18 protein-coding genes are annotated in these 24,999 nt (G+C 60.9%); 9 read left to right on the plus strand and 9 right to left on the minus strand.

Annotated elements, in window-relative coordinates; translation table 11 throughout:
* Nucleotides 1–12 precede the first annotated feature (12 nt).
* On the minus strand, nt 13–2,673 hold the full coding sequence (locus OP10G_RS20510) for a VPS10 domain-containing protein (RefSeq protein WP_025228563.1): 2,661 nt from the start codon (nt 2,671–2,673) through the stop codon (nt 13–15).
* Nucleotides 2,674–2,818: 145 nt separating this feature from the next.
* Between OP10G_RS20510 and OP10G_RS20515 the strand changes: the two genes are divergently transcribed.
* From OP10G_RS20515 to OP10G_RS25205, 5 genes are all read left to right on the plus strand, one after another.
* Nucleotides 2,819–4,009 (plus strand): acyl-CoA dehydrogenase family protein, encoded by a 1,191-nt coding sequence (locus OP10G_RS20515; RefSeq protein WP_025228562.1) that lies wholly within the window; start codon nt 2,819–2,821, stop codon nt 4,007–4,009.
* 239 nt (nt 4,010–4,248) lie between these two features.
* The gene (locus OP10G_RS20520; protein ID WP_158409305.1) at nt 4,249–7,080 is read left to right on the plus strand and encodes an alpha/beta hydrolase family protein; all 2,832 of its coding nucleotides are present in this window, start codon (nt 4,249–4,251) and stop codon (nt 7,078–7,080) included.
* 166 nt (nt 7,081–7,246) lie between these two features.
* The gene (gene trmFO, locus OP10G_RS20525; RefSeq protein ID WP_025228560.1) at nt 7,247–8,617 is read left to right on the plus strand and encodes a methylenetetrahydrofolate--tRNA-(uracil(54)-C(5))-methyltransferase (FADH(2)-oxidizing) TrmFO; all 1,371 of its coding nucleotides are present in this window, start codon (nt 7,247–7,249) and stop codon (nt 8,615–8,617) included.
* A gap of 364 nt (nt 8,618–8,981) precedes the next feature.
* A complete protein-coding gene (locus tag OP10G_RS20530) occupies nt 8,982–9,698 on the plus strand; it encodes a YqjF family protein (RefSeq protein ID WP_227624992.1) in 717 nt (238 codons plus the stop codon).
* Nucleotides 9,695–10,315: a TrmH family RNA methyltransferase gene (locus OP10G_RS25205; protein ID WP_025228558.1), complete on the plus strand. Its 621-nt coding sequence runs from the start codon at nt 9,695–9,697 to the stop codon at nt 10,313–10,315. The genes OP10G_RS20530 and OP10G_RS25205 overlap by 4 nt, the downstream gene beginning before the upstream one ends.
* An 88-nt stretch (nt 10,316–10,403) precedes the next feature.
* Here the strand turns inward: OP10G_RS25205 and OP10G_RS20540 are convergent, their stop codons facing one another.
* A complete protein-coding gene (locus OP10G_RS20540; RefSeq protein ID WP_144241279.1) occupies nt 10,404–10,892 on the minus strand; it encodes a hypothetical protein in 489 nt (162 codons plus the stop codon).
* A gap of 277 nt (nt 10,893–11,169) precedes the next feature.
* Between OP10G_RS20540 and glnA the strand changes: the two genes are divergently transcribed.
* Nucleotides 11,170–12,576 (plus strand): type I glutamate--ammonia ligase, encoded by a 1,407-nt coding sequence (gene glnA / locus OP10G_RS20545; RefSeq protein ID WP_025228556.1) that lies wholly within the window; start codon nt 11,170–11,172, stop codon nt 12,574–12,576.
* Between the two features lie 224 nt (nt 12,577–12,800).
* On the opposite strand, the gene OP10G_RS25210 is transcribed toward glnA, so the two are convergent.
* From OP10G_RS25210 to OP10G_RS20575, 6 genes are all read right to left on the minus strand, one after another.
* The gene (locus tag OP10G_RS25210) at nt 12,801–13,634 is read right to left on the minus strand and encodes a peroxiredoxin family protein (protein ID WP_025228555.1); all 834 of its coding nucleotides are present in this window, start codon (nt 13,632–13,634) and stop codon (nt 12,801–12,803) included.
* Nucleotides 13,635–13,690: 56 nt separating this feature from the next.
* On the minus strand, nt 13,691–14,905 hold the full coding sequence (locus OP10G_RS20555; RefSeq protein ID WP_025228554.1) for an alpha/beta hydrolase family protein: 1,215 nt from the start codon (nt 14,903–14,905) through the stop codon (nt 13,691–13,693).
* Nucleotides 14,875–16,356, minus strand: a complete 1,482-nt coding sequence (locus OP10G_RS20560) for a hypothetical protein (RefSeq protein WP_025228553.1) — start codon at nt 16,354–16,356, stop codon at nt 14,875–14,877. Before OP10G_RS20560 ends, OP10G_RS20555 begins: the two co-directional genes overlap by 31 nt.
* 117 nt (nt 16,357–16,473) lie before the next feature.
* Entirely contained in the window at nt 16,474–18,372 is a 1,899-nt protein-coding gene (gene dnaK, locus OP10G_RS20565; protein WP_025228552.1) for a molecular chaperone DnaK, read from the minus strand.
* 225 nt (nt 18,373–18,597) lie between these two features.
* Nucleotides 18,598–19,068 (minus strand): hypothetical protein, encoded by a 471-nt coding sequence (locus OP10G_RS20570; RefSeq protein WP_025228551.1) that lies wholly within the window; start codon nt 19,066–19,068, stop codon nt 18,598–18,600.
* 76 nt (nt 19,069–19,144) lie between these two features.
* On the minus strand, nt 19,145–19,486 hold the full coding sequence (locus OP10G_RS20575; protein WP_025228550.1) for a P-II family nitrogen regulator: 342 nt from the start codon (nt 19,484–19,486) through the stop codon (nt 19,145–19,147).
* 108 nt (nt 19,487–19,594) lie between these two features.
* On the opposite strand from OP10G_RS20575, the gene OP10G_RS20580 reads away from it, so the two are divergent.
* Nucleotides 19,595–20,842, plus strand: a complete 1,248-nt coding sequence (locus OP10G_RS20580) for a sensor histidine kinase (protein ID WP_227624993.1) — start codon at nt 19,595–19,597, stop codon at nt 20,840–20,842.
* Nucleotides 20,843–20,976: 134 nt separating this feature from the next.
* On the opposite strand, the gene OP10G_RS20585 is transcribed toward OP10G_RS20580, so the two are convergent.
* A complete protein-coding gene (locus OP10G_RS20585) occupies nt 20,977–22,425 on the minus strand; it encodes a glycoside hydrolase family 10-like protein (RefSeq protein ID WP_227624994.1) in 1,449 nt (482 codons plus the stop codon).
* 108 nt (nt 22,426–22,533) lie between these two features.
* Here OP10G_RS20585 and OP10G_RS20590 point away from each other — a divergent pair, with 108 nt between their 5' ends.
* On the plus strand, nt 22,534–23,064 hold the full coding sequence (locus tag OP10G_RS20590) for an LmeA family phospholipid-binding protein (protein ID WP_025228547.1): 531 nt from the start codon (nt 22,534–22,536) through the stop codon (nt 23,062–23,064).
* A 218-nt stretch (nt 23,065–23,282) separates the two neighbouring features.
* Nucleotides 23,283–24,998: an NAD(P)/FAD-dependent oxidoreductase gene (locus tag OP10G_RS20595; protein ID WP_025228546.1), complete on the plus strand. Its 1,716-nt coding sequence runs from the start codon at nt 23,283–23,285 to the stop codon at nt 24,996–24,998.
* Nucleotide 24,999 lies beyond the last annotated feature (1 nt).

The raw sequence follows: 24,999 nt of genomic DNA on the forward strand, positions 1-24,999 counted from the left end.
CGGCCTTGCCAACTACCGTTTTCGACCGCGGTCTCCGTCGCCGTCTTCGTCGCCCCGCCGCGCCGGCTCTGTCACGCTCGCCACACCGTCTACGTGGACACTGGTCGCGTACTCTTTGCCGTCGACGGTAAGCACAACTCGATAGTCGCCCGGATCGACTAGCCGCCCCTCGATCCGCCCCGACCATTCCACCAAGTTCAAACCGGCGTTCGTACCGCCTGTGTAATCGGTGTAGTTGTTACCCGAGGCATCGCTAATCCGGACCGTGGCGGACTTCGCCGCCTTTCGCAGATAGTATTGAACCCTCGTCCCGGGCTGGGTATTCGAGGCCATGAAGAGCCGATCGCCCTCCCAAGCCGCTCGGGAAACGCGCCCTAACATCAGGACGTTTTGCGGTTTCGCCAGCACGACGTCTTTCGAAAGCGCATCCTTGTCGAGCTGTTCCAAACCGCTCACGTCGAGCGTCCATAGCCCACGGCCGTGGGTTCCGATGATGAGATCCAATTCGCGAGGGTGCACCTTCAGGTCGTGCACGGCGACAGTCGGGAAATTGCCCTTGAACTTCGTCCAGGTCTTCCCTCGATCGAGAGAGAATCGGAGCGACTTCTCCGATCCGAGGTACAGCAGATCCGAGTTCTTTTCCCCCTCGGTAATGACGTAAACGTTATCCTCATCCGGAAGGCCATTGTTGAGCTTCGTCCAAGTCTTGCCGAAGTCCTCCGAGACGTAAACGTATGGCTTGAAGTCGTTGCCGCGGTGCCCGTCGAATGTCGCGTACACCCGCCCCTCTTCGTACTTCGAAGCCGTAACCCGCGAGCACCAGGTGTTCCTAGGAAGGTCAGGAACGTTCTTTCCGATTTCGGTCCAAGTGGCCCCGTCATCCTGCGTCACCTGCACGAGCCCGTCGTCGGTCCCCACGTAGATGAGCCCAGGTTTGGTGGGTGATTCGCTGATCGTCACGATCGTGCAGTGCATCTCCGCGCCGCTCCGGTCGCTGGTAACTCCCAGCTTGCCCGCGTTTTGCTTCCCCGGATCGTTCGTCGTGAGGTCCGGGGAGATCGGCTTCCAAGCGTCTCCTCGATTGATCGTTTTGAAAAGCCGGTTCCCACCTAGATAGAGCGTTCGGGAGTTGTGCGGCGAGATGATGAAGGGGGTGCTCCAGTTGAAGCGGTTCCCCTGACCTCGCGGTCGAATGCCGCGTTGGCCACCCTTCTCAAGGTCGAATCGCGAGATCGCGCCCCCCTGGCTCTCGGTGTAGATCGTCGACCAATCGTTCGGGTCGGCCTGACAGTAGAAGCCGTCGCCGCCTCCCACACTTAACGAGTCGTAGAAGGCTACGCCTCCCTTCGTCGTCTGAGTCGGAATCCCCCAGCACCCATTATCTTGAAGCCCGCCGTAGATCCAATACGGCTTTCGGTAGTCGAACGCCACGGCATAAAACTGGCCGATCGGCAACCCGTTGAGCATCGCCCACGTGGCTCCCTTGTCCCGAGACTCGAAAACCCCGCCGTCCGTACCCACGAGGAGGTGGTTATGGTCCCTCGGCTCGATCCAGAAGGCGTGAAAGTCGGGGTGCACCTTAACGTCGGCCGTGTCGAACGTCTTGCCGCCGTCGTCGCTCAAGAAAAGGGAGTCGCCCGGCACGTAAAGCCGCTTTGTATCGACCGGGTCGATTCTCGGAGTGCTGAAATACCACGGGCGCGGGTTCAGATAGCTGATCCGCTTCCAGCTTTCGCCCCCATCCGTGCTCCAAAAGGTGCCGCCGGCATACTGCTTCACGATCCCGTTATCGGACGGCCGGTGTGGTTTGTCGTTCTTCTCGGCATCGGCGTCGATCTTGTACTCGACGGTCGCCATCATCACTTTAGGATCGCTGTCGTAGAAGGTAAATCCGATCCGCCCGAGGAGAGTGCTCGGCAACCCTCGCGAAATCCGCCGCCAATGTTTGCCCGAGTCGGTTGACTTGAACAATCCACAGTTCACTCCACCGGTGCTGAAATCGTACGCCCAGCGACGGCGCTCCCACATCGATGCGAAGAGCACCTTAGGGTTCCGAGGGTCAAGCTGCACGTCGATCGCACCGGTGTTCGCATCGCTCGAAAGAACCTGCTGCCAGGTTTTGCCCCCGTCCGTGGTTTTGTAGACACCTCGCTCCGGGTTCGGACCCCACAATCTGCCCAGTGCTGCAACGTAGACCGTGTTCGGATCGTGGGGATCGAGCGCGATCTTGCCGATGTGCATCGTTTCCTTGAGCCCCATGTTCGCCCAAGTCTTGCCGCCGTCGGTCGTCTTGTAGACGCCGTCGCCCCACGCGACGGAGTTGCGGCTGGTGTATTCGCCGGTGCCGACCCAGATAACGTTGGGATCGGTTTGGCTCACCGAAACTGCCCCGAGCGACACCGAGCTCTCGCTCTGAAAAATCGGCTTGAAGGTGGTCCCGCCATTCTCAGTCCGGAACAGACCGCCCGAGGCCGAGGCCACGAAGAAGATGCGCGGGTCTTTCTCGTAGACCGAAATCGCGACCACCCGTCCCCCCATATTCACCGGCCCAAGCGAACGCGCTTCAAGCGGGGCGAGGATATCGGCGACGGATGGGTTAGATGTTTGAGGTGGCGTCTGAGCGACGGTGACGAGGGGAATAAATAGGGCGGCAAGCGCCAACGAAGTCTTCATGAGGATGGGCATCGATCCGGGCGAAGTTCGCCCTAACGTACGATACGATATCACGTCAAGCGTGCCGCGCGAATCGGGGTCTCGCGAACAGTTCGTCCCGGCCGTTCGTACCAAGCCTGGCGCTCCGCCCGGTATCCTGTCCGGCATGGATTTCGCCCTCACCGCCGAGCACGAATTGATTCGCGAGATGGCCTACAAATTTGGCCAACAAGAGGTCCTTCCAGGCTTGGCCGAGCGTGACCGGGAAGCAAAGAGCGATCGATCGATGCTCGACAAGATGGCCGAGAAGGGGATTCTCGGGATCAGCATCCCGGAAAAGTATTCGGGTTCCGGCACCGACTACATCGCCCTCGGCATCGCCTGCGAAGAGCTGGAACGGGCCGACACCTCGGCGCGCGTCGTAATGTCGGTGCACAGCGGGCTGCACAGCATGACGATTCTGCAGTGGGGGACCGAGGAGCAGCGACAGCGGTGGCTCCCTCCGCTGGCGAAGGGAGATAGGGTCGGCGGCTTTGGCCTCACCGAGCCGAACGCCGGGTCCGACGCAATTAATCTGCGTACCCGCGCTCGCCGCGATGGGGACAGCTACATTCTCAATGGCGAGAAGACCTGGATTTCGCTGGCGGACTACGCGGACCAATTCCTGGTCGTCGCGAGACTCGAAGAAGAGGGGGATAAGCTGCGGCACGTGGCGTTCATCGTCGACCGAAAGACGCCCGGGTTTCATAGCCGCCCGATTCACGGCAAGCTTGGGGTCCGCGCCGGCAATACCGGCCAAATCTTTTTCGAGAACATGCGCATCGATAAAGCCGACATGCTGGGCGAGGAAGGAGACGGCTTCAAGGTTGCCATGTCGGCGCTCGACCACGGCCGGTATACGGTCGCTTCCGGCGCAGTCGGCATCATCACCGCGTGCCTCGACGCGTGCGGCAAATATTGCCACGAGCGAAAGGTCGGGGGCGAGGAGATCGGCCGCAAGCAGCTTGTGCAGCAAATGGTAGCGAACATGGTCGCGGGCCGAGATATCGGCCGCCTTCTCTACTACCAAGTCGGCTGGATGAAGAACAACGGCCTCCGCCACACCCGCGAGGTTTCGCTGGCGAAGTGGCAAAACTGCGCGAACGCCTTCAAGGCCGCCAATGACGCTGTCGAGATCCACGGCGCCTACGGTTACAGTGACGAGTTTCCGGTCGAGCGATACTTCCGAAACTCCCGCGGCGCGATGATCTACGAAGGCACCCACGAAATCCACACCGTCGTCCAAGCAGAATACGAGCTCGGCTACCGCTCGGATAAGCCGTTAAAGGTGACCCTGCCGAGCTGGCCTGTGGAATAACTACGCCGCAGGCGTGTAGCCGGCACCTACGTGTGCCGCCCGGCGTACCGAACGTAAGCCTACGCCGCAGGCGTGTAGCCGGCACCTACGCGTGCCGTCCGGCGTACCGAGCGTAAGCCGGATCATCGGCGAGGACGCCGATGCTACGGACGATAGCCGGGGCGTCCGAAGGCCGATATCCACGATTGACACGACCGTGGTAAGTTTAGTTTTCAAACATGCACACCGCGCGTCTAATAGTGGCTTCGGCCCTACTCGTCCTGCCGGGACTTATCCTGGCCCAAAAGAAGCCGCTGGACCACAGTGTGTACGATGGCTGGAAGTCGATCCGATCGGCGTCCGTTAGCCACGACGGGAAGTGGGTTCTATTCGTTATCGCCCCTCAAGAAGGGGATGCCGTCGCCACCATCCGAAGCGTCGCCGACGGGCACACGATCACGATTCCGCGAGCTTCGCAGATCCAGTTTACGAACGACTCGAAGCACGTCGTCGCGCTAGTTATTCCGCCCTTCGCCGACACCCGCAAAGCGCGTCGCGACAAAGTGAAGCCGGAGGACATGCCGAAGAACGCCTTGGAAATCGTGGACCTCGGGGCCGGCCAAACCAAGACGATCGACCGCGTTACTAACTACCAGTTGGCCGAAGAAGATTCGAATTTTCTGCTCTACAAACCCGAACCGCCGAAGGAAGCCGCCAAGCCTCCGACCACGCCTCCGGGCAAGAAAGATGAGGAAGAAGACCAGCGGCGCGGCGGTGGGGCCCGAGCGGGAGGCGCGCAACGCCCGGCGCCCGCCGCCGGCGGCTCCGCCGCGGGCGCTCCGCCAGCGAAGAAGGCGGGCGACTCGTATGTACTACTCGATCTCGGAACGGGGAAAGAAGAGACGATCAACGACGTTGCGAGCGCGAGATTCAACAAATTCGGCAACGTGATGGCCTACGCGGTCGCCAGCAAAGACGGCAAGACCGACGGAATCGTGTTGTACGACCTCCGCACGAAGAAGCGGCAAAACGTCGTCACGGCCCCCGGCAAATACCCCCGTATCGCCCTTTCCGACGACGCTTCTCTGCTTGCTTTTACCACCGACAAGGACGATCAAAAGGCGAAGAAGCCGCTTCTCAGCCTCTACCTTTACGATCCTAAGAAGAACGTAACGAAGGCGGTCGGCGCGGACTCCATGCCGAAGGATTGGACCTACAACGCCAACGGCGCCATCGACTTTAGCGACAAGAACACCCGCCTCATCTACCGGACCTCGCCCAAGCCGCTCCCCGATCCCGAAGAGAAGCCGGATGACGAGAAGGTGTCCGTCGACATCTGGAACTGGCAAGACGCGCGCCTGCAGCCGCAGCAACTTTTGATGGCTCAGTCGGAGCGAGACCGCGGCTACACCGCGATCTACGACATCGCGAGCGGAAAATCGATCCAGGTCGCCGACCGTGATCTACCCTCGGTCACCATCAGCGACAAAGGCGATGGCCGGTACGGACTCGCCAGCGACGAGCGCCCGTACGAGCGCGAAGGCTCCTGGAACCCCGGGAACGAAGACACTTACGTCATCGACCTGAAAACCGGCGCGCACACTCAGATCTCCAAACGATTCCGCGGCGGGGCGCAGCTTTCGCCCTCCGGACGGTACGTGGCGATCTACGATGCCGGGCCTAAAGCTTGGTTCGCACTGGAGCCGGCCACCGGCAGGCGGGTCAGTCTGAGCAAAGGGATCACATCCCCGCTTGCCGACGAGCTCGACGATCATCCGGACGATCCGGCCCCTTACGGCCTGATCGGTTGGACGAAAGGGGACAGCCGCGCCATCATCGCCGACCGCTACGACCTTTGGGCTTGCGATCCTTCCGGCCAGGCCGCACCGGTTCGGCTAACGTCCGGTCGCGAATACACCACCCGTTACCGCCCGGTGAGCCTCGATCCGGATGCGGTGTATCTCGACACCGACGACATGCTTCTGGACGCGTTCAACGAAGACACGAAGCAAAACGGATTGGCGAGGCTCCAAAATGGCCACCTGAACAAGATGTTCATGGCCGAGAAAAGCTTCCTCGGCTACCAAAAGGCGAAAAACGCCGACACGCTGATCTACACGCGGCAGGACTTCGTGGAGTATCCCGACATTTGGCTTTCGAACACCCGCTTCGAAGCCCCTCAGAAGATTTCGGACGCTAATCCACAGCAGAAGGAATACAACTGGGGCAAAGCCGAGCTCGTCCGCTGGACCAGCCTGGACGGCATCCCTCTCCAAGGGATCCTGATTAAGCCGGAGAACTTCGACTACGGTAAGAAGTACCCAATGATCACCTACTTCTACGAGCGGAACAGCGACGAGCTGTACCGCTACAAGGCGCCCGCGCCGAGCGCGAGTACGATCAATTGGCCGCTTTTCGCCAGCAACGGGTACTGCATCTTCATCCCGGATATCCCTTACAAGATCGGCTATCCGGGCGAGAGTGCGGTAAACGGCATCCTGCCCGGCGTCCAGGCGATCCTGGGCCGCGGCTACATCGATCCGAAGCGAATGGGGATTCAGGGACAAAGCTGGGGCGGCTACCAGGTCGCTTACCTAGTCACCCGAACGAATATGTTCGCGGCGGCGGAGGCGGGAGCGCCCGTCGGCGATATGTTCTCCGCCTATGGCGGCATTCGATACGGCGCCGGCATCGTTCGGCAGTTCCAATACGAACACCAGCAGTCGCGCATCGGCGGCACGCCATGGGACGCGACCCTGAAGTACATCGAGAACTCCCCCATTTTCTGGGTGGACAAAGTCGAAACGCCTCTCATGATCATGTCGAACGACAAGGACGGATCGGTCCCCCACACCCAGGGAATCGAACTGTTCACCGCTCTTCGGCGGCTGAATAAGCCGTCGTGGCTGGTCGTGTACAACGGAGAGGACCACAACCTGATGGAGCGCAAGAACCGGAAGGACCTCTCGATCCGGCTAAGTCAATTCTTCGATCACTACCTAAAGGGCGCGCCGATGCCCGTCTGGATGTCCCAAGGCGTCCCTGCCGTGGACAAGGGGCGTACGATGGGTACGGAGCTAGGCGGCAACTAACGTGGCACGGGCTTCTAGCCCGTGGGTTCCAAGGGCATCCTGCACTTGGCGTTCTTTCACGACCAAGATGGTCGTGAAGGTTCATCGGCTGGGAGCCGATGCTACGTTCGCACGACCAGGATGGTCGTGATACACACGGGCTGGAAGCCCGTGCCACCATAGGGGCATGATCACAGTCGTTGGCGGAGGGTTCGCGGGGACCGAGGCGGCCTGGGCGGCGGCGGAGCGCGGGTGTAAGGTGCGCCTCTACGAGATGCGGCCGAAACGGCCGACGGGGGCGCACCAGACCGAGTACCTGGCCGAGCTCGTTTGCTCCAATTCCTTCAAATCTCGCCTCGCCACCTCCCCGGCGGGGCAGCTAAAGGCGGAGATGGTCGCCCTTGGTTCCCTCGTCATTCCAACCGGCGAGGAGCACTCCGTTCCTGGCGGAGAAGCACTCTGCGTCGATCGCGACGCCTTCGCTGCGGCGATCACCCGGCGGATTTCCGAACACCCGAATATCGACGTGGTTCGGGACGAGTTCTCTCCCGACATGGCCCAGAACGCGCTTGCTCAGGGTCCGCTAATCCTCGCAACCGGTCCCCTGACGAGCCGTCCGCTGGCGGAGTGGCTGGCTCAGCTCACGGGGCAGCAGCACCTCTACTTTTACGACGCGGTCAGCCCTACCGTCGATGCCTCGACGATCGATACGTCGATTGCTTTCGCGCAGAGCCGATACGATAAAGGGGGAGACGATTACCTGAACTGCCCCTTCGACAAGGAGCAATACTACGCGTTCGTCGAGGCGCTCAAGACGGCGGAGCGGGCTCTTCCCCACGGGGTGGCGGCCGAAGACGAGACGTTGGAAAAGATCAAGTACTTTGCCGGCTGTACGCCGATCGAGGCGATCGCGGACGCCGGCGATCGGTCGCTGGCGTTCGGAAACTTCAAACCGGTCGGACTTAGCGACCCCCGAACCGGCCGCCGTCCCTATGCCGCGATCCAGCTCCGCCCCGAGAATCGCGACCGAAGCCTTTACTCGCTCGTGGCGTGCCAAAACCGCCTTAAGTGGGGAGAGCAGAAGCGGGTCTTCCGAATGGTGCCCGGCCTGGAAAACGCCGAGTTCGTGCGCTTTGGAGTAATCCACCGGAACACGTACATCGAATCCCCCAAGGTGCTCACGCCTTGGCTGGAAATGAACGAAGTTCCCGGTCTGTTCATCGCCGGCCAGCTCACCGGGGTCGAAGGGTACGTGGAATCGGCGGCGATGGGAATCTACGCAGGGATCTCGGCCGCCCGTCAGGAGCAGGGGCTAGATCCCATCGTCCCGCCCCGCGCCTCCGCCTATGGGTCTCTCGTCTCTCACCTCCAGGACCAGACCCCGCGCGAGTTCGCGCCGATGAACATCAACTGGGGCCTCTTCCCAGAGCCGGAGATCGAGACGCGAGACAAGGGAGTGAAGCGAGAAGCGAAACTGAAAGCTGCGCAAGAGAGCTTCTCCGAATGGCGAATCCGACTGGAGAACGAGCTTGATCAACCCGCCAGCTCCGCCGCCTGAACACTGGGGCAACCCTGTACCCGGCATGTTGCCTCCTATCCCGAAGGGATTTCGTCCGCCAGCGAAGGGTTGCCCGCTCCTGCGGGCAACCCTGGTCTCCGCCAACCCATGTACCCCAAAGGGGTTGCGTCCGGACTCAACCTCTTCGAGGTAGGAATGGGGTGCGTTCGCCCACCAGGGTAGCTCGTGCGTCGCAACCCTTCGCTTAGGGACGGAATCCCTTCGGGATAGTGAAAGATGGGACCAATCTTCTGACGGGCTCCTTGCCCTCTCGTTGTAAAGAAGCACAAGACCTATGGAATGAGGTTCCATGACTTGCCCCTTAAGGCGGTGAAAGAGGATGTACACCGAGGCTCAGCTAGGATTGCGAGAACTACCTTCGCAGCCGCACGTGATGTACCAACGGTGGCGGTCGCTGCTGTTTCTTCACTTCCCTTGCCCGTCTGAAGAAATCGAGCCGCTTCTTCCACCGGGGCTAAACATGGACACCTTTCCGGATGAAAGCGGTCGCCCGATGGCGTGGGTCGGGCTCGTGCCCTTTCGGATGGAAGGGGTGCGTCCGAGGTTTTTGCCGTCGGTGCCGGGGTTGAGCGCGTTCCCGGAGACTAACGTTCGCACTTACGTTCATCGGAACGGCCAAGATCCGGGGGTTTGGTTTTTCTCCCTCGACGCGGCAAACCGAATCGCATGCGCCATTGCCCGCCGCTTTTTCGGCTTGCCGTACTTCCACGCAAACATGCAGGTGCTCGAAGAGCGAAACATCCGCCGATATGTCAGTAACCGATACTCGGCGCCAAACTCCTTGAGCCGAATAAGTTCGGTCTTAGGGGGTCGATTGCCGGACGCTCAGCCGGGCACCTTGGAGTTCTTCCTCATCGAGCGATACTTGCTGTACACGGTGCGCCGGGGCCTACTCATGTCCGGGCGGGTTCACCACTCTCCGTATCCACTTCGCGAGGCGAAACTCGAAGGGATCGACGAGAAGCCGGTCGGTTCGGCGGAAATTCGACCCGAGCCATTTGTTCATGTCATGGGCAGCGACGGGGTCGATGTCAAAATCTATCCACTAGAGCCGATATGAATATGATTCGATGGCCCGAAAGGAAGCGGCGAATGGAGGCTGGGCTGGAAGACGCGTGGAAAATGGCGGGGCACGTGCCGGAGGACCCGGGTCTGCGTGAAACCTTCGAGCAGCTTCCCCGTGCGCCGATTCGCTTGCTGGTGGGCCCGCTTAATAAAGATATCAACCAGGGCGGGTTGCTGCGCATCGGCGAGGCGTTCCGTATCGAGCGGATCGACTTCAACCCGGAGCGCGATGGAGCCGTCGACATGTCGGGCCATCGTGGGACGAAGCATCGCCTCAATTGGCGATGGATCGAGCTGGATCAAGCCCTCGCGGAAGCGATTAAGGACGGATACCACCCGGTAGCGCTCAGCCTTACCGAACGGGCCGTCTCGTTCGACCGGTTCGATTGGCCGTTCCCACTCGCTTTAGTTGTGGGTGCCGAGCTGGACGGTGTTCCGGTTGAGATCGAAGCGCGGTGCGAAGCGACGGTGGCGATTCCGCTGTACGGTTTGGTTCAATCGCTCAACGTCGCCTGCGCCACCGGCATCGTTCTGCAGAACGCCGTGTCCCAATACGCCCGCTCGCACCCGGACTTCACCCCCGCCCGCCGGGCGAGCCAGCGCCTTCTCTAAAGGACCGCCGCTCCCCAGAGCGGCCCTTTCGGGCCAAACGGGCGAGACGCCCAGGGTCCGGGAGGCGGACGGGACGCCCTCGCTCCGGCTACCCATTTAGGAATTCGCGGATGCCCATGCTGGTCGGTGATCGCTTGACGAGGTCTTTTAGGGTGTCGACCTGTTCCCTGGTCAGCGGCTTTCGGGGGAATGGCTCGGCGACAATCTTATCGAGGGCTTCGGTTGCCAGCCGGTAAATCTCATGCTCCGCGAGCAGGCTCGCTTTCCGATCCTCGCGGCCGGTAAACGCGCCGTAGCCCAGGATGGCAGACAGAGCTAGCGCGCCCAACGCCCCCGGCATCACCGACTTCTGCGTGTCCGCGGGAAGGAAACGGGACGCAAGCAGCAAGGCCACCCCACCCTCCAGGAACCACAGCGCAAGCTTGGGATAGATCGAGAGTTGGCCGCGCGCGTGGATCTGCTCCCTGGTGATCCGTAACACCGCCGAAGCCGATCGCATCGAGGGCTCGCGAACGCACTGCTCGAACCGCTCCGCGATTTCCTCTACCGGCATTCGGCTCCCGGGCTGTGCTTTCACAACGACGATTCTGCCACGAACGACCGCGACCCAACCCCTTGGGCCACACGCCTAGCGCCCTCTTGCGTCCCCTTTTTCCTAAACGACCGGCGTGCCCCTTTCCTAACAAGGCGATAACAGGAGATAATGTCCGCAATCGTTCTGCAATGACGCGAGCGGGAACTCATACGGGCGCCGTGGAGCGGAAGCTCCCGGCGTACCTCGTTTCTCGCGGAGCCGGCCGGGCTGATGCCCGGAGGTCGGCGAGGCCATTGAATATTGAAATTCCGGAGGAAAGATGACCCCCAAAGAGGCCGTCAGCTTCGTCACTGAGAACGATGCCGAGATCCTAAGTGTCCGTTTTACGGACCTTATGGGCACCTGGCAGCAGTTCAGCGTCCCCGTCGCCCACTTCGGCGAAGATAAGTTCGAGGATGGCTATGCCTTTGATGGCTCCAGCATCCGCGGATTCCAGTCGATCAACGAGTCGGACATGCTCCTCATGCCCGATGCAGATACGCTGTTCATGGACCCGTTTACCGAGGTCCCGACCGCCGTTATCATCTGCGACATCACCGACCCTCTCACCGGCCAGCGCTACGGCAAAGACCCGCGCTACACCGCCGAGAAGGCCGAGCAGTATCTGAAGTCGACCGGTATCGGCGACACGATTTACATCGGTCCCGAGGCCGAGTTCTTCGTTTTCGACGAGATGATGTTCGAGAACGGCACCCAGGGCGCCGGCTACAAGCTCGACAGCCAAGAGGCGTGGTGGAACTCCGGTAAAGAAGGCAACTCCGGCTTCACCGTCAAGCCGAAAGGCGGCTACTACCCGGCCGCTCCCGTCGACAAGCTTCACGACCTCCGAACCCAGATGGCGCTGCACATGCAGAACATCGGGATCAACGTGGAGATGCACCACCACGAGGTGGCGGTCGCCCAGTGTGAGATCGACATGCGGTTCGACACGCTGAAGAAGATGGCGGATCAGTTGATGAAGTACAAGTACGTCGTCAAGCAGACCGCGTTCCAGAACGGAATGATCGCGACGTTCATGCCGAAGCCGCTCTTCGGAGACAATGGCAGCGGTATGCACTGCCACCAGTCGATCTGGAAGAACGGCGAGCCGACGTTCTACGACGAAGCGGGCTACGCTGGCCTTAGCGAAACCGCTCGCTGGTACATTGGCGGACTTCTTAAGCACGCGCCGGCTCTGCTGGCATTCTGCGCGCCGACGACGAACTCGTACCGCCGGTTGGTGCCGGGCTACGAGGCGCCGATCAACCTGATGTACTCCGCGCGGAACCGCTCCGCGTGCGTCCGCATCCCGATGGTCAGCAAGTCGCCGAAGGCGAAGCGGGTCGAGTTCCGCGCTCCGGACCCGATGGCGAATCCGTACCTGGCGTTCGCCGCCCTCATGATGGCCGGCATTGACGGTATCCAGAACCGGATCGAGCCGCCGAAGCCGCTCGACAAGGACCTGTACGAGCTGCCTCCGCTCGAGCGAGCCGGCATCCAACAGACACCGGGATCACTCCGAGCCACGCTGCACGCTCTGATGGAGGACCAAGAGTTCCTTCTCCGCGGCGACGTGTTCACCAAGGAGCAGATCGACAGCTACATCGAGTACAAGCTCGTGAACGAGTGCGACGCGGTCGACCTTCGCCCGCATCCGTACGAGTTCAACCTCTACGCCGACGCGTAAACCGTAGCATCGGCTCCCAGCCGATGAACCCGAACGATCCCTCCAGACGCGCCGTCTGGAGGGTCCCGCACTTGCGGGGCTTCCCGTCCGAGAAGCGGATTGCCCGACCGATGGTCGGGACCCTGCCCGACGGCGCGTCGGGAGGGATCTCCTTGCCGATAAGGGCACACCTCGCGGCTTACCCCGAGGGTTTCACCTAACTTCCCCGGCCAAACCGGAGGCCTCTATTTCAAACCGGCTCGGCCCAGCAGTTCGAGGAATTGGCGGCGAGTTCGCATGTCCATCGATTGGGCGACGAGCTTCCCATTCCGGTCATAGATGAAGCTTTTCGGAATACCGTCGACCTGGTAGCGCTCGTTCACCTTCCGCCCCGGATCGAGCAAGACGGGGAAAGGCATCGCCTTCTCCGCGACGAACGGTTTAACCTTGCTCATCTCTTCATCGGAAATAGCGAGCACGACCAGCCCCTTGTCCTTGAACTTCGTGTAAAGGTCGGCCAGATCCGGCATCTCTTTGCGGCACGGCGGACACCAAGTCGCCCAAAAATTCACCAAGACAACCTTGCCCCGCAGCGCGGAGAGACTCCAGGCTTTCCCGTCGAGGTCGTTCAAGACGAAATCGGCCTTGCGGCGCGCCTTATCGATGGCGTCGGCTTTCGCCACAGCCTGCCTGTATTCCGGCCCTGCCAGCTTTACCGATACGTGTTCGTATCGCGAAAGCTGAGCTAGCTGCAAATAGGCGAATCCGTTCTTTGGGTCGGGAGACTCTTTCAAAGAGCCGGCCAGCGTATTCGCCACTTCTTGGAGAGTATCGTGGCCGAAATCACCTTCCGTCGAGAGGTTGGCCAAGAGTTGGGCAAGCAAGGTCTTATTCCCACCTGCGGGTAACGCCCGGATCTTGGCCGCCAACTCCTTCGTCACACGCCCCCGGTCGGCGTCGGGAACGCTGCGCAGGTGGTTGATGCCATCCTCGATCGCCTTGGTGTCCGGATTCGCCTGTCCAAAGCCAACGGCCGCGATAAGAGAAAGGGCCAGCAAGGAAAACCTCATGACGTTCATACGGCAACCTTACCGGCGATCCGCTCGCTTTGACAAGAAAAAATGGAAGAACGCCCCTAGTCGTCCTTTTTCAGATAAGGCACTCCATCCGAAACCCAGGCCTCCGGCTTTGCCCCCTTAAGATACACATCCAAGAAGTGTCGTAAGCGTCGGGCGTAGTCGAGCTGGTCGGGGCGGCGGGTGAAGTTGTGGTTTTCGCCGGAGTAGACCAGCAGAACCGCGTTCTTCCCCATCCGCCGTAGCGTTTGGTACAGGTACTGCGCCTGGTGCCAATCGACGGCGCCGTCGGCGTCTCCGGCGGCAATCAGAATCGGCGCTGTCCGCTTCGAAGACTGCCAGACCGGCGAATTTTCGAAATACACCTTCGGATCCTCCCAGAACGGAACCTCCAAGCGCCCCTGCCCGGTCTCCAGCAGTTGCTGGTCGCTGAGACCCGCGTTCCAGTAGAAGCTGTTGTACATACTCGTCAACTCCGTCAGCGGCGCGCCCGCAACGCCGACGGCAAACGTCTTACTGACCGTGGTAACGAACGCCGTCTGATACCCACCCCACGAGTGCCCGATCAAGCCAACCCGCTTCGGGTCGATGCCGACGTTCTTCGCCACCGCTGCCGCCACCGCCGGCTCTAGGCAGTCGACCGCCGACTTGCCGGGATTCCGGGGAAGGTAGGCGATGTCGGGCTTAAGAACGAAGTATCCGTTCTGCGAGAGCGCCTGCTCGCTATAGGGGTTCCACTCCACCGGCGTCGCATAGTTGTGGAGCTCATCACTGAGCCGCTCGTAGATGTACGTCACCATCGGGTAGCTGCGCCCCGGAGTGTAATCGGCCGGATAGATTAACACCCCCTGAAGCGGCTTACCCCAGCGGCTCTTGTAGGTAATCAGCTCCGACTTACCCCACGCAAAATTCGTCTGCTGAGGGTTCGTCTTGCTCTCCGGCTTGATCGCGCTAAACGCTGTGTTCGTAAGGAACAGGTTGGGCGACTGGGCGAACGTCCCCATCGTGAAGAGCACCCGATCGGTTCCCTTCGACTTGACGAGCCGGCCGATTCTGGCATCCTGCTGAATCAGCGACTTCCCTTTCCCGGTAGCGTCGGAAACGTAGAAGCCGCTCGATTTGGTGTCCTTGTCGAGCGCCGAGAAGTAAAGCGGCTTCGAGATAGAAGCGCCATCCTCGTCGGCCGGGTCGATATCCATGAAGTGGTATTCCACGCGATCTTTTCGGCCCTGGGTGAGCGGAGTCAGAAGCCCCCGGCCGGCCGGGCGAGCCACACGTCGAAGTCGTCCTGCAGCAAAACCCCCTCGTCGTTCTTGAGCCATGTCGGGAATCCCGCCGGGCTCTTCTCCGGAACGGTGTAGTCGCTCTCCTCATCCTCGAACGATATCTTCTGATCGCCCGTCAAATTCCGTTTCTGGCCGGTGCGGACGTCGTACAGCCACCAGTTACGTCGATCGTAATAGGTGAGATAGTGCCCCGTTCGCGAGGGAACGATCGGCCAATGGTGCTTAGTGAGAAGTCGAGATTTCTCGCCCGTACGAGTGTTCACAAGCCATGCGTCACGGTAGTCGAAGCCATTCGTTACCGGCGAGAGGTACGGGGTCGGATCGTTGAGAATCGCAAACTGAAAGTCCGGGAGAAGCGTCGCCGACTGCTCCGCCCCATCCCCGACCATGCGGAACGTATCGTCGTCCAGATGCCAAACACATAGGCTTGTCCGGTTTCGATCGCCGCCCGAGGTGATTTTTTGGCGCGGCATAACCCGCACGTCGTGAGTGTTCCAAATCTCAACCCCGGCCTTGTCTTCTGGCTTCACCGGAGGCTTCGGCTTCGCCCGCCACTCCTGAACCCCGAAGGCAACCGCATTACCGTCGTCGCTCACCGCGACCGGGGCGACTTCCGCGATGCGGGAGTTGGCCGGTATCCGCCCTTCGGTTGGAAAGAACCGCAACGTCGGATGGTTCGCCCGCAGGTCTTTTCCCACCACCAGGCGATACGAAGCCCCTTCGTGCTTGTCGTCGGTGCTGCCGACGAGAAAAGCCAGGACGTCTTGATTCTTCGCCCAATCCAGGTTGGCGATGGTGTCCCTACCCCAAGTAAGCGGAGTAAGCGACCTAGCCGCGGGATCCAGGAGCTGAACCCCTTTCTCGCCGGTGTCGCTCTCCACCACCAGCGCAAGCAGCGTCTCGTCGTGGTTGGCGACGTAGCCGCTCACGTTGCCGACGGATAGAACGCGCCCGTCGCTTAGATCGACGACCGTTAAGTCGCTCCCGCCCTCGCTCTTGGATGCCCCCCGGTACCGTTGGGCGACCAAGAACCGGCTTCCCTTAAGGAATTCGTAGCTCCGCACCGAGTCGATCTGTCTCTCGGCGCCGCTCTCTAGGTTTCGGAGCCCAAGCTTGGTCTCGACCGGCTTCTTTTCCGCCCGCAGCTTTTCGGTCGCCGCCTTCGAAGGCGTAATCAGATAGCCGCACCATTTCGAGTTATCTGAAAAGCTCGCGGCGACTCCGTTCGGGATAAGAGCCGTCTGAGGACCATCGCTGCTCTTCAAAACGAGATTCCCGTCGGCATCGACCCGGCTGATCCCATAGCTGATCCACCGTCCGTCGTCGGAAATCTGAGTTGCGCCGAGCCCTTCCCACTGCCTGTAGTCTTCGGGCTTCAGCGTCGGCTTGGCTTGAGCACCCGCCAAGGCAACCGCAACGGCCAATGCGATAAGAGGCATGGCGTGTATTGTACGGTGTTGGAGCGGCGTTATGGCGTTGGGCGTTAGGCGTTAAAAAGGCGTTGGGCGCTAGGATTTCTCCTAACGCCCAACGCCTCAGCGCCTAACGCCTTCCCCTTACTTCTCTTCTTTGAACTCGGCGTCGATGACGTCGCCGTCCGCGGAAGATCCGGTGGCTCCGCCGGACTGCTCGCTGGCGTCGGCCTCTTGGGCGACGTTCGCGTACAGTTTTTCGGAGAGCGAGTGCGACTCCTGCTCCAGCGCGGTGAAGGCGGTCTGGATCTCCTCCAGGTTATCCCCCTTGAGCGCATTGCGCAGGGCGTCGACCTTTTCGGTCGCGCCTTGGCGCGTTGCCTCGTCCACCTTGTCGCCGAGATCCTTCAGGGTCTTTTCGGTCTGATAGGCAAGGCTCTCCGCCTTGTTCTTCAGCTCGATCAGTTCCTGCGCTTGGCGGTCGGCCTCCGCGTTCAGCTCGGCCTCCCGGACCATTCGGTCGATCTCATCCCGGTTCAGGTTGCCCGAACCACTGATAGTGATTGACTGCTTGGCGCCGGTCCCCTTCTCCTGCGCGCCGACATTCAGAATGCCGTTCGCGTCGATGTCGAAGGTCACCTCGATCTGAGGCGTCCGCGCCGGCATCGGAGGAATTCCGCCCAGGTGGAACCGTCCGATGCTCTTATTGTCGCGAGCCATAGGCCGCTCACCCTGGAGGATGTTGATCTCCACTTCCGGCTGGTTGTCGACCGCCGTCGTATAGACCCGGCTCTTCTTCGTCGGGATCGTCGTGTTTCGGTCGATCAGTTTGTCGAAGATCCCGCCCTGAGTCTCCACACCCAGCGAAAGCGGGGTGACGTCGAGGAGGACGATGTTCTTGACTTCGCCGCCGAGGACGCCCGCCTGAATCGCCGCGCCGATCGCCACGACTTCATCCGGGTTCACGGAGCGGTTCGGTTCTTTGCCGGTCATCTTCTTGACCAGCTCCTGGACCTGCGGCATACGGGTCGAACCACCGACGAGAATGATCTCGTCGACTTCGCTCGGCTTCAGCTTCGCCGCCTCGAGAGCGTCGAAGAACGGCTTCTTCACCCGCTCCATCAGCCCCGCCGTCAGTTCCTCGAACTTGGCCCGGGTGAGGTTGAGGTCGAGGTGCTTAGGCCCGTCCTGGTCCGCCGTGATGTACGGCAGGTTGATCTGCGTGGAAGCCTGGGTCGAAAGCTCGATCTTCGCGCGCTCTGCCGCTTCGCGCAGCCGCTGTACGGCCGCCTTGTCCTTCATCAGGTCGACGCCCTGATCCTTCTTGAACTCGCCCGCGAGCCACTCGACGATCTTGTGGTCGAAATCGTCACCGCCGAGGTGGCTGTCACCCGCCGTCGAGCGGACTTCGAAGACCCCTTCGCCGACGTCGAGGATCGACACGTCGAACGTTCCGCCGCCAAGGTCGAAGACGCAGATCGTCTCGTTCGCCTTCTTATCGAGGCCGTACGCCAGCGACGCCGCCGTCGGCTCGTTGATGATTCGAAGCACCTTCAGTCCCGCGATCTCGCCCGCGTTCTTCGTGGCTGTCCGCTGAGCGTCGTTGAAGTAAGCCGGCACGGTGATGACCGCTTGGTCGACCGTGTCGCCAAGATAAGCCTCGGCGTCGTTCTTCAGCTTCTGAAGAATCATCGCGCTGACCTCTTCCGGAGTCAGCTCCTTCCCAAGCGCCGGCACGACCGCCGCGACCTGGCCGTTCTTCCCCGCCTTAACCTTGTAGCCGATCAGCTTGATCTCGTCCTGAACCTCGGCGAGGGTGTGGCCCATGAACCGCTTGATCGAATAGATCGTGTTATCGGGGTTCACGATTGCCTGGCGCTTGGCGGTAACGCCCACGACGCGCTCGCCGTTCTGCTTAAACCCGACGACGCTCGGCATCGTTCGGGATCCTTCGGCGGTCGTAATGACGACCGGCTCGCCCCCTTCCATAACGGCAACGACCGAATTGGTCGTGCCAAGATCGATTCCTACTGTTCTTCCCATTTCTCTCTTTCTACCTCGTTTTTACAATTTCGACTGCAGATGACTTGAGCCCCATAGACTCACGTCGTGCGTGTACAAATATTCTACTCGAAGTAGGGCGCATCCGTTGCAACTTCCGCGTGGCACGGTGCTTCCAGCCCGTGTGTATCACGACCATCCTGGTCGTGTGAGACCGCCAAGGGCTGGAAGCCCCTGGGACTCACTGGCAAAGATGCCAGTGCCACGTTACTCGGGCGCGTTCGCAACCCAGAGCGAGTCGTATTGTTCCGGATCTTCCGCTAGCTCGTTGGCCACGGGCGATTCGAAGATTCGCTCCCAGAACGCCTGGAACTCGTCGTCATCGCGAAGAATGCGGTCGTAGCTCTCGTTGTAAAAGGGTGGGAACCGTTCTTCGGTTCGCTTAATGATGTCGCGGCCAACCTTCGACTTCACCTTCTCCACAACGTCGCTCAGCTCGTAAGGCACCCCGGTCGGCGCCTCGCGCACCGTGAAGATCAGCTCCGTAACTTCCGGAAGGACGCACACGATCAGCAGATCCCACCGGCGTCCATCCGGCTTGATCAGGCCGCGCAACAGCATCCGCCGCTCAAACTCGTCGAGCGACCGCCGATGCTTGAACGTCACGTAGTAGTTGACGTCGTCCGCCCGCCAATGCGGCAGGCGCCCCCGCCAAATACTAAAATTCTGCCAGGCCATGGACCGAACCTCTTAGCGTCTTCGCGCCTTTGCGTGACACTCATCTCCCCTTCACTAGGAGCTAGTCAAATGTCTACTACGACAGCGCCGACGCCCCGCGTTCGCCGGTACGTATGCGAATCGCGTCGATCACATCGCTGACGAAGATTTTGCCGTCGCCGATCTCGCCCGTCTGGCAGGCGCGGACAACCGCTTCCACCGCTTCCTCGGCCTGCTCGTCGGTGACGAACACTTCAAGGTGCAGTTTCGGCAGCAGATTCACCGCATAGGTGCTGCCCCGATACTTATCGGTCCGGCCAAGTTGACGGCCGTAGCCGCGGATCTGCCCGACACTGAGGCCAAAAACGCCGACATCCTCTAGAGACTGCTTTACGTCCTCGAGTTTGTTGACGCGAATATACGCTTCGATGCGCTTCATAGTTCGCTCCACGGACGGTACCCCGTTCCGCCTCGTTTAAGTTGGCGCTAGGTTAAGAAGACCCAACCTTCTCGCGCCGTTTTCCACCGTCTGCCCGTCCTGATGAGTGTGAGCCGTCGGTTTGCAATCTGGACGGCCGTCGTGAGTTTCGGCGGCGCGGCGCTCCTCACGGTTTTCGCCGGGCTCGCCCTTCGACACGATTCCGACTCCGCCGTCGGATGGGTCTATGCGTTAGCCGCCTCGCTGCTCGCCATCGCCGGAGTGCTGGAACAGACGATCCTCCGCCGGGCCCACGACGAGATCACGCACCGGCAAAGCCAGGCGGATGTCCTGCAGAGCCAGTTCCAGGAGCAGCGCCGAGCCGTCGACGAGCTTGCCGACGGCCTCGACGTCGCCGTATTCATTTGCGACGGCCGCGGCTCCGTCTTATACGCCAATTTACGGGCTCGCCAGCTTTTCCAGTTCGAAGATCCGCTCGGGCGCAGCCTGCTGGCGGTCACCCTCTCGTACGACCTCGAGCAGCTCGTCCTCCGGGCGGCAAAGTCGGGCGAAGCCGCTTATGCCGAGCTATCTTTTTCCTATCCCGGTCAGCGGATCGGCTTAGCCAAAGCATGGATTACCGGGCAGCCGCCCGGCCGGGTTTTTCTGTCGGTGTACGACGTAACCGATCTGCGGCGCTTGGAGACGATTCGAAAAGACTTCGTCGCTAACGTCTCGCACGAGCTGCGAACGCCGATGACGATGATTCGCGCGATGGCCGAGACGCTTCAGGATGAAGCGAAGCCGGAGGACGAGTTGGCCAACCGTTACCTGCCCCGGATCATTGGCGAAATCGATCGGCTGTCGATGATCTCCCACGACCTTCTCCAGCTTTCGAAGGCCGAGTCGAATCCGGTCGAAAAGCAAACCTGCGACCTGGCCGCCGTCGTTCGCGAGGCAGTGGACCACCTTCATGAGCGTGCCGTCGAAAAGGGGCTCGCCCTCTCCTACGAAGGATTGCCGCTGCTGGTGGTCCAAGCCGATCCGACCCAGATGAGCCAGATCGCGATAAACCTCGTGGAGAACGCAATCAACTACACCACCGCCGGCTCGGTCGTAGCATCTGTGCGAGAAGAGCCGGAATTTGCCGTCTTCGAGGTAAAGGACACCGGCCTAGGCATCGCCATCGAACACCACCGCCGCGTTTTCGAGCGCTTCTACCGGATCGACAAAGGGCGCAGCCGCACCACCGGCGGCACCGGCCTAGGCCTCAGCATCGTGAAACACATCGCCGAAGCCCACGGCGGCAGCGTCTCCCTAGACAGCACCCTAAACGAGGGTTCGACGTTTGCGGTGCGGATACCAATCGGGGAATAGGCGCTCGATATCTGCGAAGGTTCCTGTGGAATGTGGCGAGGGCGTTAAGGCGTTGGGCGTTGGGCGTTGGGCGTTGGGCGTTGGAAAGGAGTCTCGTTGGCAGGACAAAGTTACATTAAGGTTAACGCCCAACATCACCTCAGCCTCACCACCGTCTGCCCACTCTCGTTGCCGGTTCGGTCGATGGCGGCGATGGCGACGCGGGTTACCGCGCCGGATGGCTGCTTAATCTTGAGGTTGTCGGCCGATGTAACGCTTGGAGTGCCCCACTTTTCGCCGACCTGAACCGTGATTTGGTAGAAGCGGACGTCGTTATCCCCATCCGGGCGCCACTTCAACGACCACTGGTTGTCGCCCATCGACTCGACATCCACCTTCGGGGCGTTAGGCGCCCGGTCGTCGAGCCAAGGCGAGGCCGGTACCAGGGCCGGTTTGGCGTACAGCCCGTTCATAAGGTGGCTGGTAATGCCGTTGTAGTTCTGCAGGAACGCCTTCATGCTGAAGTGGACGTTGCCGTTGGCGCCTCGCTGGCGGGTTATCGAGATCTGGTCGGCGACCTCCTGTGCGGGCCAATTCTTCTCCGACGGACTGGTAAGGCTCGTGTAGTTACCCGGCCAAAGATGCCGACCTTTTTGGTTCTGGGCAAGCCACCAGTCGAGCAACGCCGGATACGCTTGGGCGGTCTGATGGATCGGCCAGTACAGTTGCGGCGTGAAATAGTCGCACCAACCTTCGGCAAACCATCGCCGCGCGTCGGCATAAAGGTCGGCGTACTGATCGACCCCCGCTTTGATCCCCGCGGGGTAGCCGGGGCGATAAATGCCGAACGGGGAAATTCCGAACTTCACCCACCGCTTCTCCTGCTTGATGCCCGAGTAAAGGTCCCGAATGAAGTCGTCGACATTCTTCCTTCGCCAATCGTCCCGCGCCAAATGGCCCCCACCGGACCGATACCGCCGAAAACTGCGATCGTCCGGAAAATCCATGAGCTTTCCGTCCGGCCCTTTCTCCTTGTAAGGATAGAAGTAGTCGTCGATATGAACGCCGTCTACGTCGTACCGCTTCACCACGTCGAGCACGACCTGCAGCGACCGCCTCTGCACCTCCGGCTCCCCCGGGTCCATCCATAGGTAGCTGCCGTAGCGGCGGACGATCTCCGGGTTCGTCTTGGAGATATGGCTCGCGACGACCGGTCCCTTCTGTGCCGGGTGGAGCGCCCGGTACGGGTTGAACCAGCAATGTAGCTCCAATCCACGCTTATGCGCCTCCGAGACGGCGAACTCCAGCGGGTCGTAATAGGGGGACGGCGCTTTTCCCTGCTGCCCGGTCAGATACTCGGACCACGGCTCGAGTTTCGATTGGTAGAGCGCGTCGGCGGACGGCCGGACTTGAAGGACGATCGCGTTTAAGTTCATCCCCTTCGCGATATCGAGGATCCGAATCATCTCGGCCTTCTGCTGCGAAACCGATAGCGTCCGCTTCGAGGGCCAGTCGATGTTATCGACGGTCGCCACCCATGCCGCGCGAAACTCGCGGGGCATCGGGGGAGGCGTGAGGATTTGGCTGCCCGGACCCGCGAGCATAAGGAGAGGGTAAAGCATGGTCATTGGTGAGGCTCGAACCATTGTATACGTCTAGGTGGAAGTAAGTGGCACGGCCCTCCGGCGAATACCCTGGAGGTACCATGGGGCGTGCCCCACGAGGAAAAAGTCGACGTCGGCGAGTTCACTGTGCACCTTCGGGACGTTCTCTTACCCATGGGTTTGAGAGTCGACGACGTAAGGTTCGGCGGAAAAGGACTTCATATCGAACGTTCGCCGCTCGTAATCTCCGCTCCTGAACCGGGACAGCTCGAAGCGTTCGTGGGCGAAGCTTCCTTGGCGGAATTCTTGAACGCCAAGGCCCCGGCCGGCCTCCGGAAGTTTCAGGTCCGCGCGAAAGACGGCAAGCTCTTCGTGGATGCGGTCAAGACCGTACTCGTCGATCTAAAGGCCAGCGCGGTCTGCACGCTCCGGATCGAGGACGGCCGCAAGCTGATGGTCGATATCGAATCGGTCGACGTGGCCGGCGCGGGAATCAAAACCCTTCTCCAAAACCAGCTCGACAAGGTCAATCCGATCTTCGATATCGCCGAATTCCCCGTCGACGCGAGCCTCGATTCCGTAAGAGTGGAAGATGGCGGCGTCCTCCTCTTTGGCCACGTCCGCCCGCCCGCTTCTTAGCATCCGGAGCGAACGCAGGGGCTCTGGCGAAGTGATCCGCCGATCCACCTTCACGCGTTCCCAGGCGGGCTGCCAGCCGCGAACCGCGGGGCAACGCGACCTAACTACCGCCCAAGGTGAATCAAATTAATTCATTGGCCATACTGCGGGATTTCCCAGATCGGGGCAACTTTTGAACCCGCTGACAAGTTAGCATCGGTAGACTAGATTCGCTAGTCATGGTCGAAGAGGTCCAGAACGAATACGATGTCGCTATTATCGGTGGGGGTCCGGCCGGTGCCACGGCGGGCACGCTTCTAAAGCGATACAACCCCGGCCTTCGCGTCGCCATCTTCGAGCGCGAGGTCTTCCCTCGCGATCACATCGGCGAGAGTCTGCTTCCACCGATCTCGGCGATCCTCGACGAGATGGGGTGCTGGGATAAGGTCGAGTCGGCCAACTTCCCAATCAAGCTCGGCGCCACTTATCGATGGGGGCGTAATCCCGAGCTCTGGGATTTCGACTTCGTACCGGTCGAGCAGTTTCGGGAGGAGCCCAGGCCGGCCAAGTTTGCCGGACAACGCACCGCGACCTCGTTTCAGGTGGATCGATCCGTGTACGACAAGATCCTGCTGGATCACGCGGCGGAAATGGGATGCGACGTTCATCAAGCGGCCAAAGTGGCTAAGGTCCACCGCGAAGGGGACCGGGTCACCGCCCTGGAGCTGGAAGGCGGACAATCCGTAACGGCTCGATACTATATCGACGCCTCCGGAAACAGCGGCATCCTGCGCCGCGCCATGGGCATCGAATGCGCCTATCACCCGGCGTTGCAGAACATCGCGATCTGGGATTACTGGCAAAACGCCGAGTGGGCGGTCAAGATCGGCGTGGGCGGTACGCGCATCCAAGTGCGCAGCCTGCCCTACGGCTGGATCTGGTTCATCCCGCTCGGTCCCACCCGCACCAGCATCGGGCTTGTCGTGCCGGTCTCCTACAGTAAGCAATCCGGAAAGAAGCCCGCCGAGCTCTATGCCCAGGCACTCCAAGACGAACCCGCCCTCGCCAAGCTTCTCGCCAACGCGAAGTCCGAGGATCTGCTGAAAAGCACTCGCGATTGGTCGTTCTTGGCGGAAAGGAGCGTCGGGGAGAACTGGTTTCTCATCGGTGAAAGCGCAGGCTTCGCCGATCCGATCCTATCCGCCGGCGTCACCATGGCGCACATCGCCGGCCAGCAAGTCGCCTATACCGTCAACGAGATCGAGCACCGGGGAGACGCCTCTTGGCTGAAAGAGCAGTTCAGCCTCCGCCAACGCCACCGGATCAATACGCATATCCGCTTTGGCGACTACTGGTACACCGCTAACTCGCAATTGAAAGAGCTTAAGGAATTCACTACCCAGTTGGCCGAGGCGAGCGGGCTCGAGCTTACGGCCGAGAAAGCCTGGGATTGGATCGCGCGGGGCGGATTCATCGATGAGGACTTGGCCGTCGGGATCGGCGGATTCGGCCTCGCCTCTCTAAAGGAGTCCCGGCACTATTTGGCCGACCTCCAGTTCGACTCTCCCCTTGAAAAGAACAACGTCTTTCAGCTCGACCTGGAGGGCGCCGGAACGAAGGACCGGGCCAGCTACCTGGAAGGCCGCGTCGGCAAGACCAAGTGCTACGTCCGCGGCAATCGCGTCCTTCCCATCCGGGGAGCGTTCGAGCTGCTCGTACAGGTTCTTCAGCATGAGACTCGGCTCCAGAACATTCTCCAGGCCATCATGGCCGTCGCGCAGCAACGCTCCTCCGACCGTGCGTTCATCCAAAATGTATTGCCTCAGGTGGCCCCTGCTCTAGAAGGGATGGTTAACGACGGCTGGGTGCGCGCGTCGTACGATCCACGCGAGCCGCTGGCGCAGCTCAATTCAGGCTTTCCCGGCTTTCATCGCCACCAGGAGAGCGCCAGTTGAT

The sequence above is a fragment of the Fimbriimonas ginsengisoli Gsoil 348 genome (assembly GCF_000724625.1).
GTDB lineage: Bacteria > Armatimonadota > Fimbriimonadia > Fimbriimonadales > Fimbriimonadaceae > Fimbriimonas > Fimbriimonas ginsengisoli.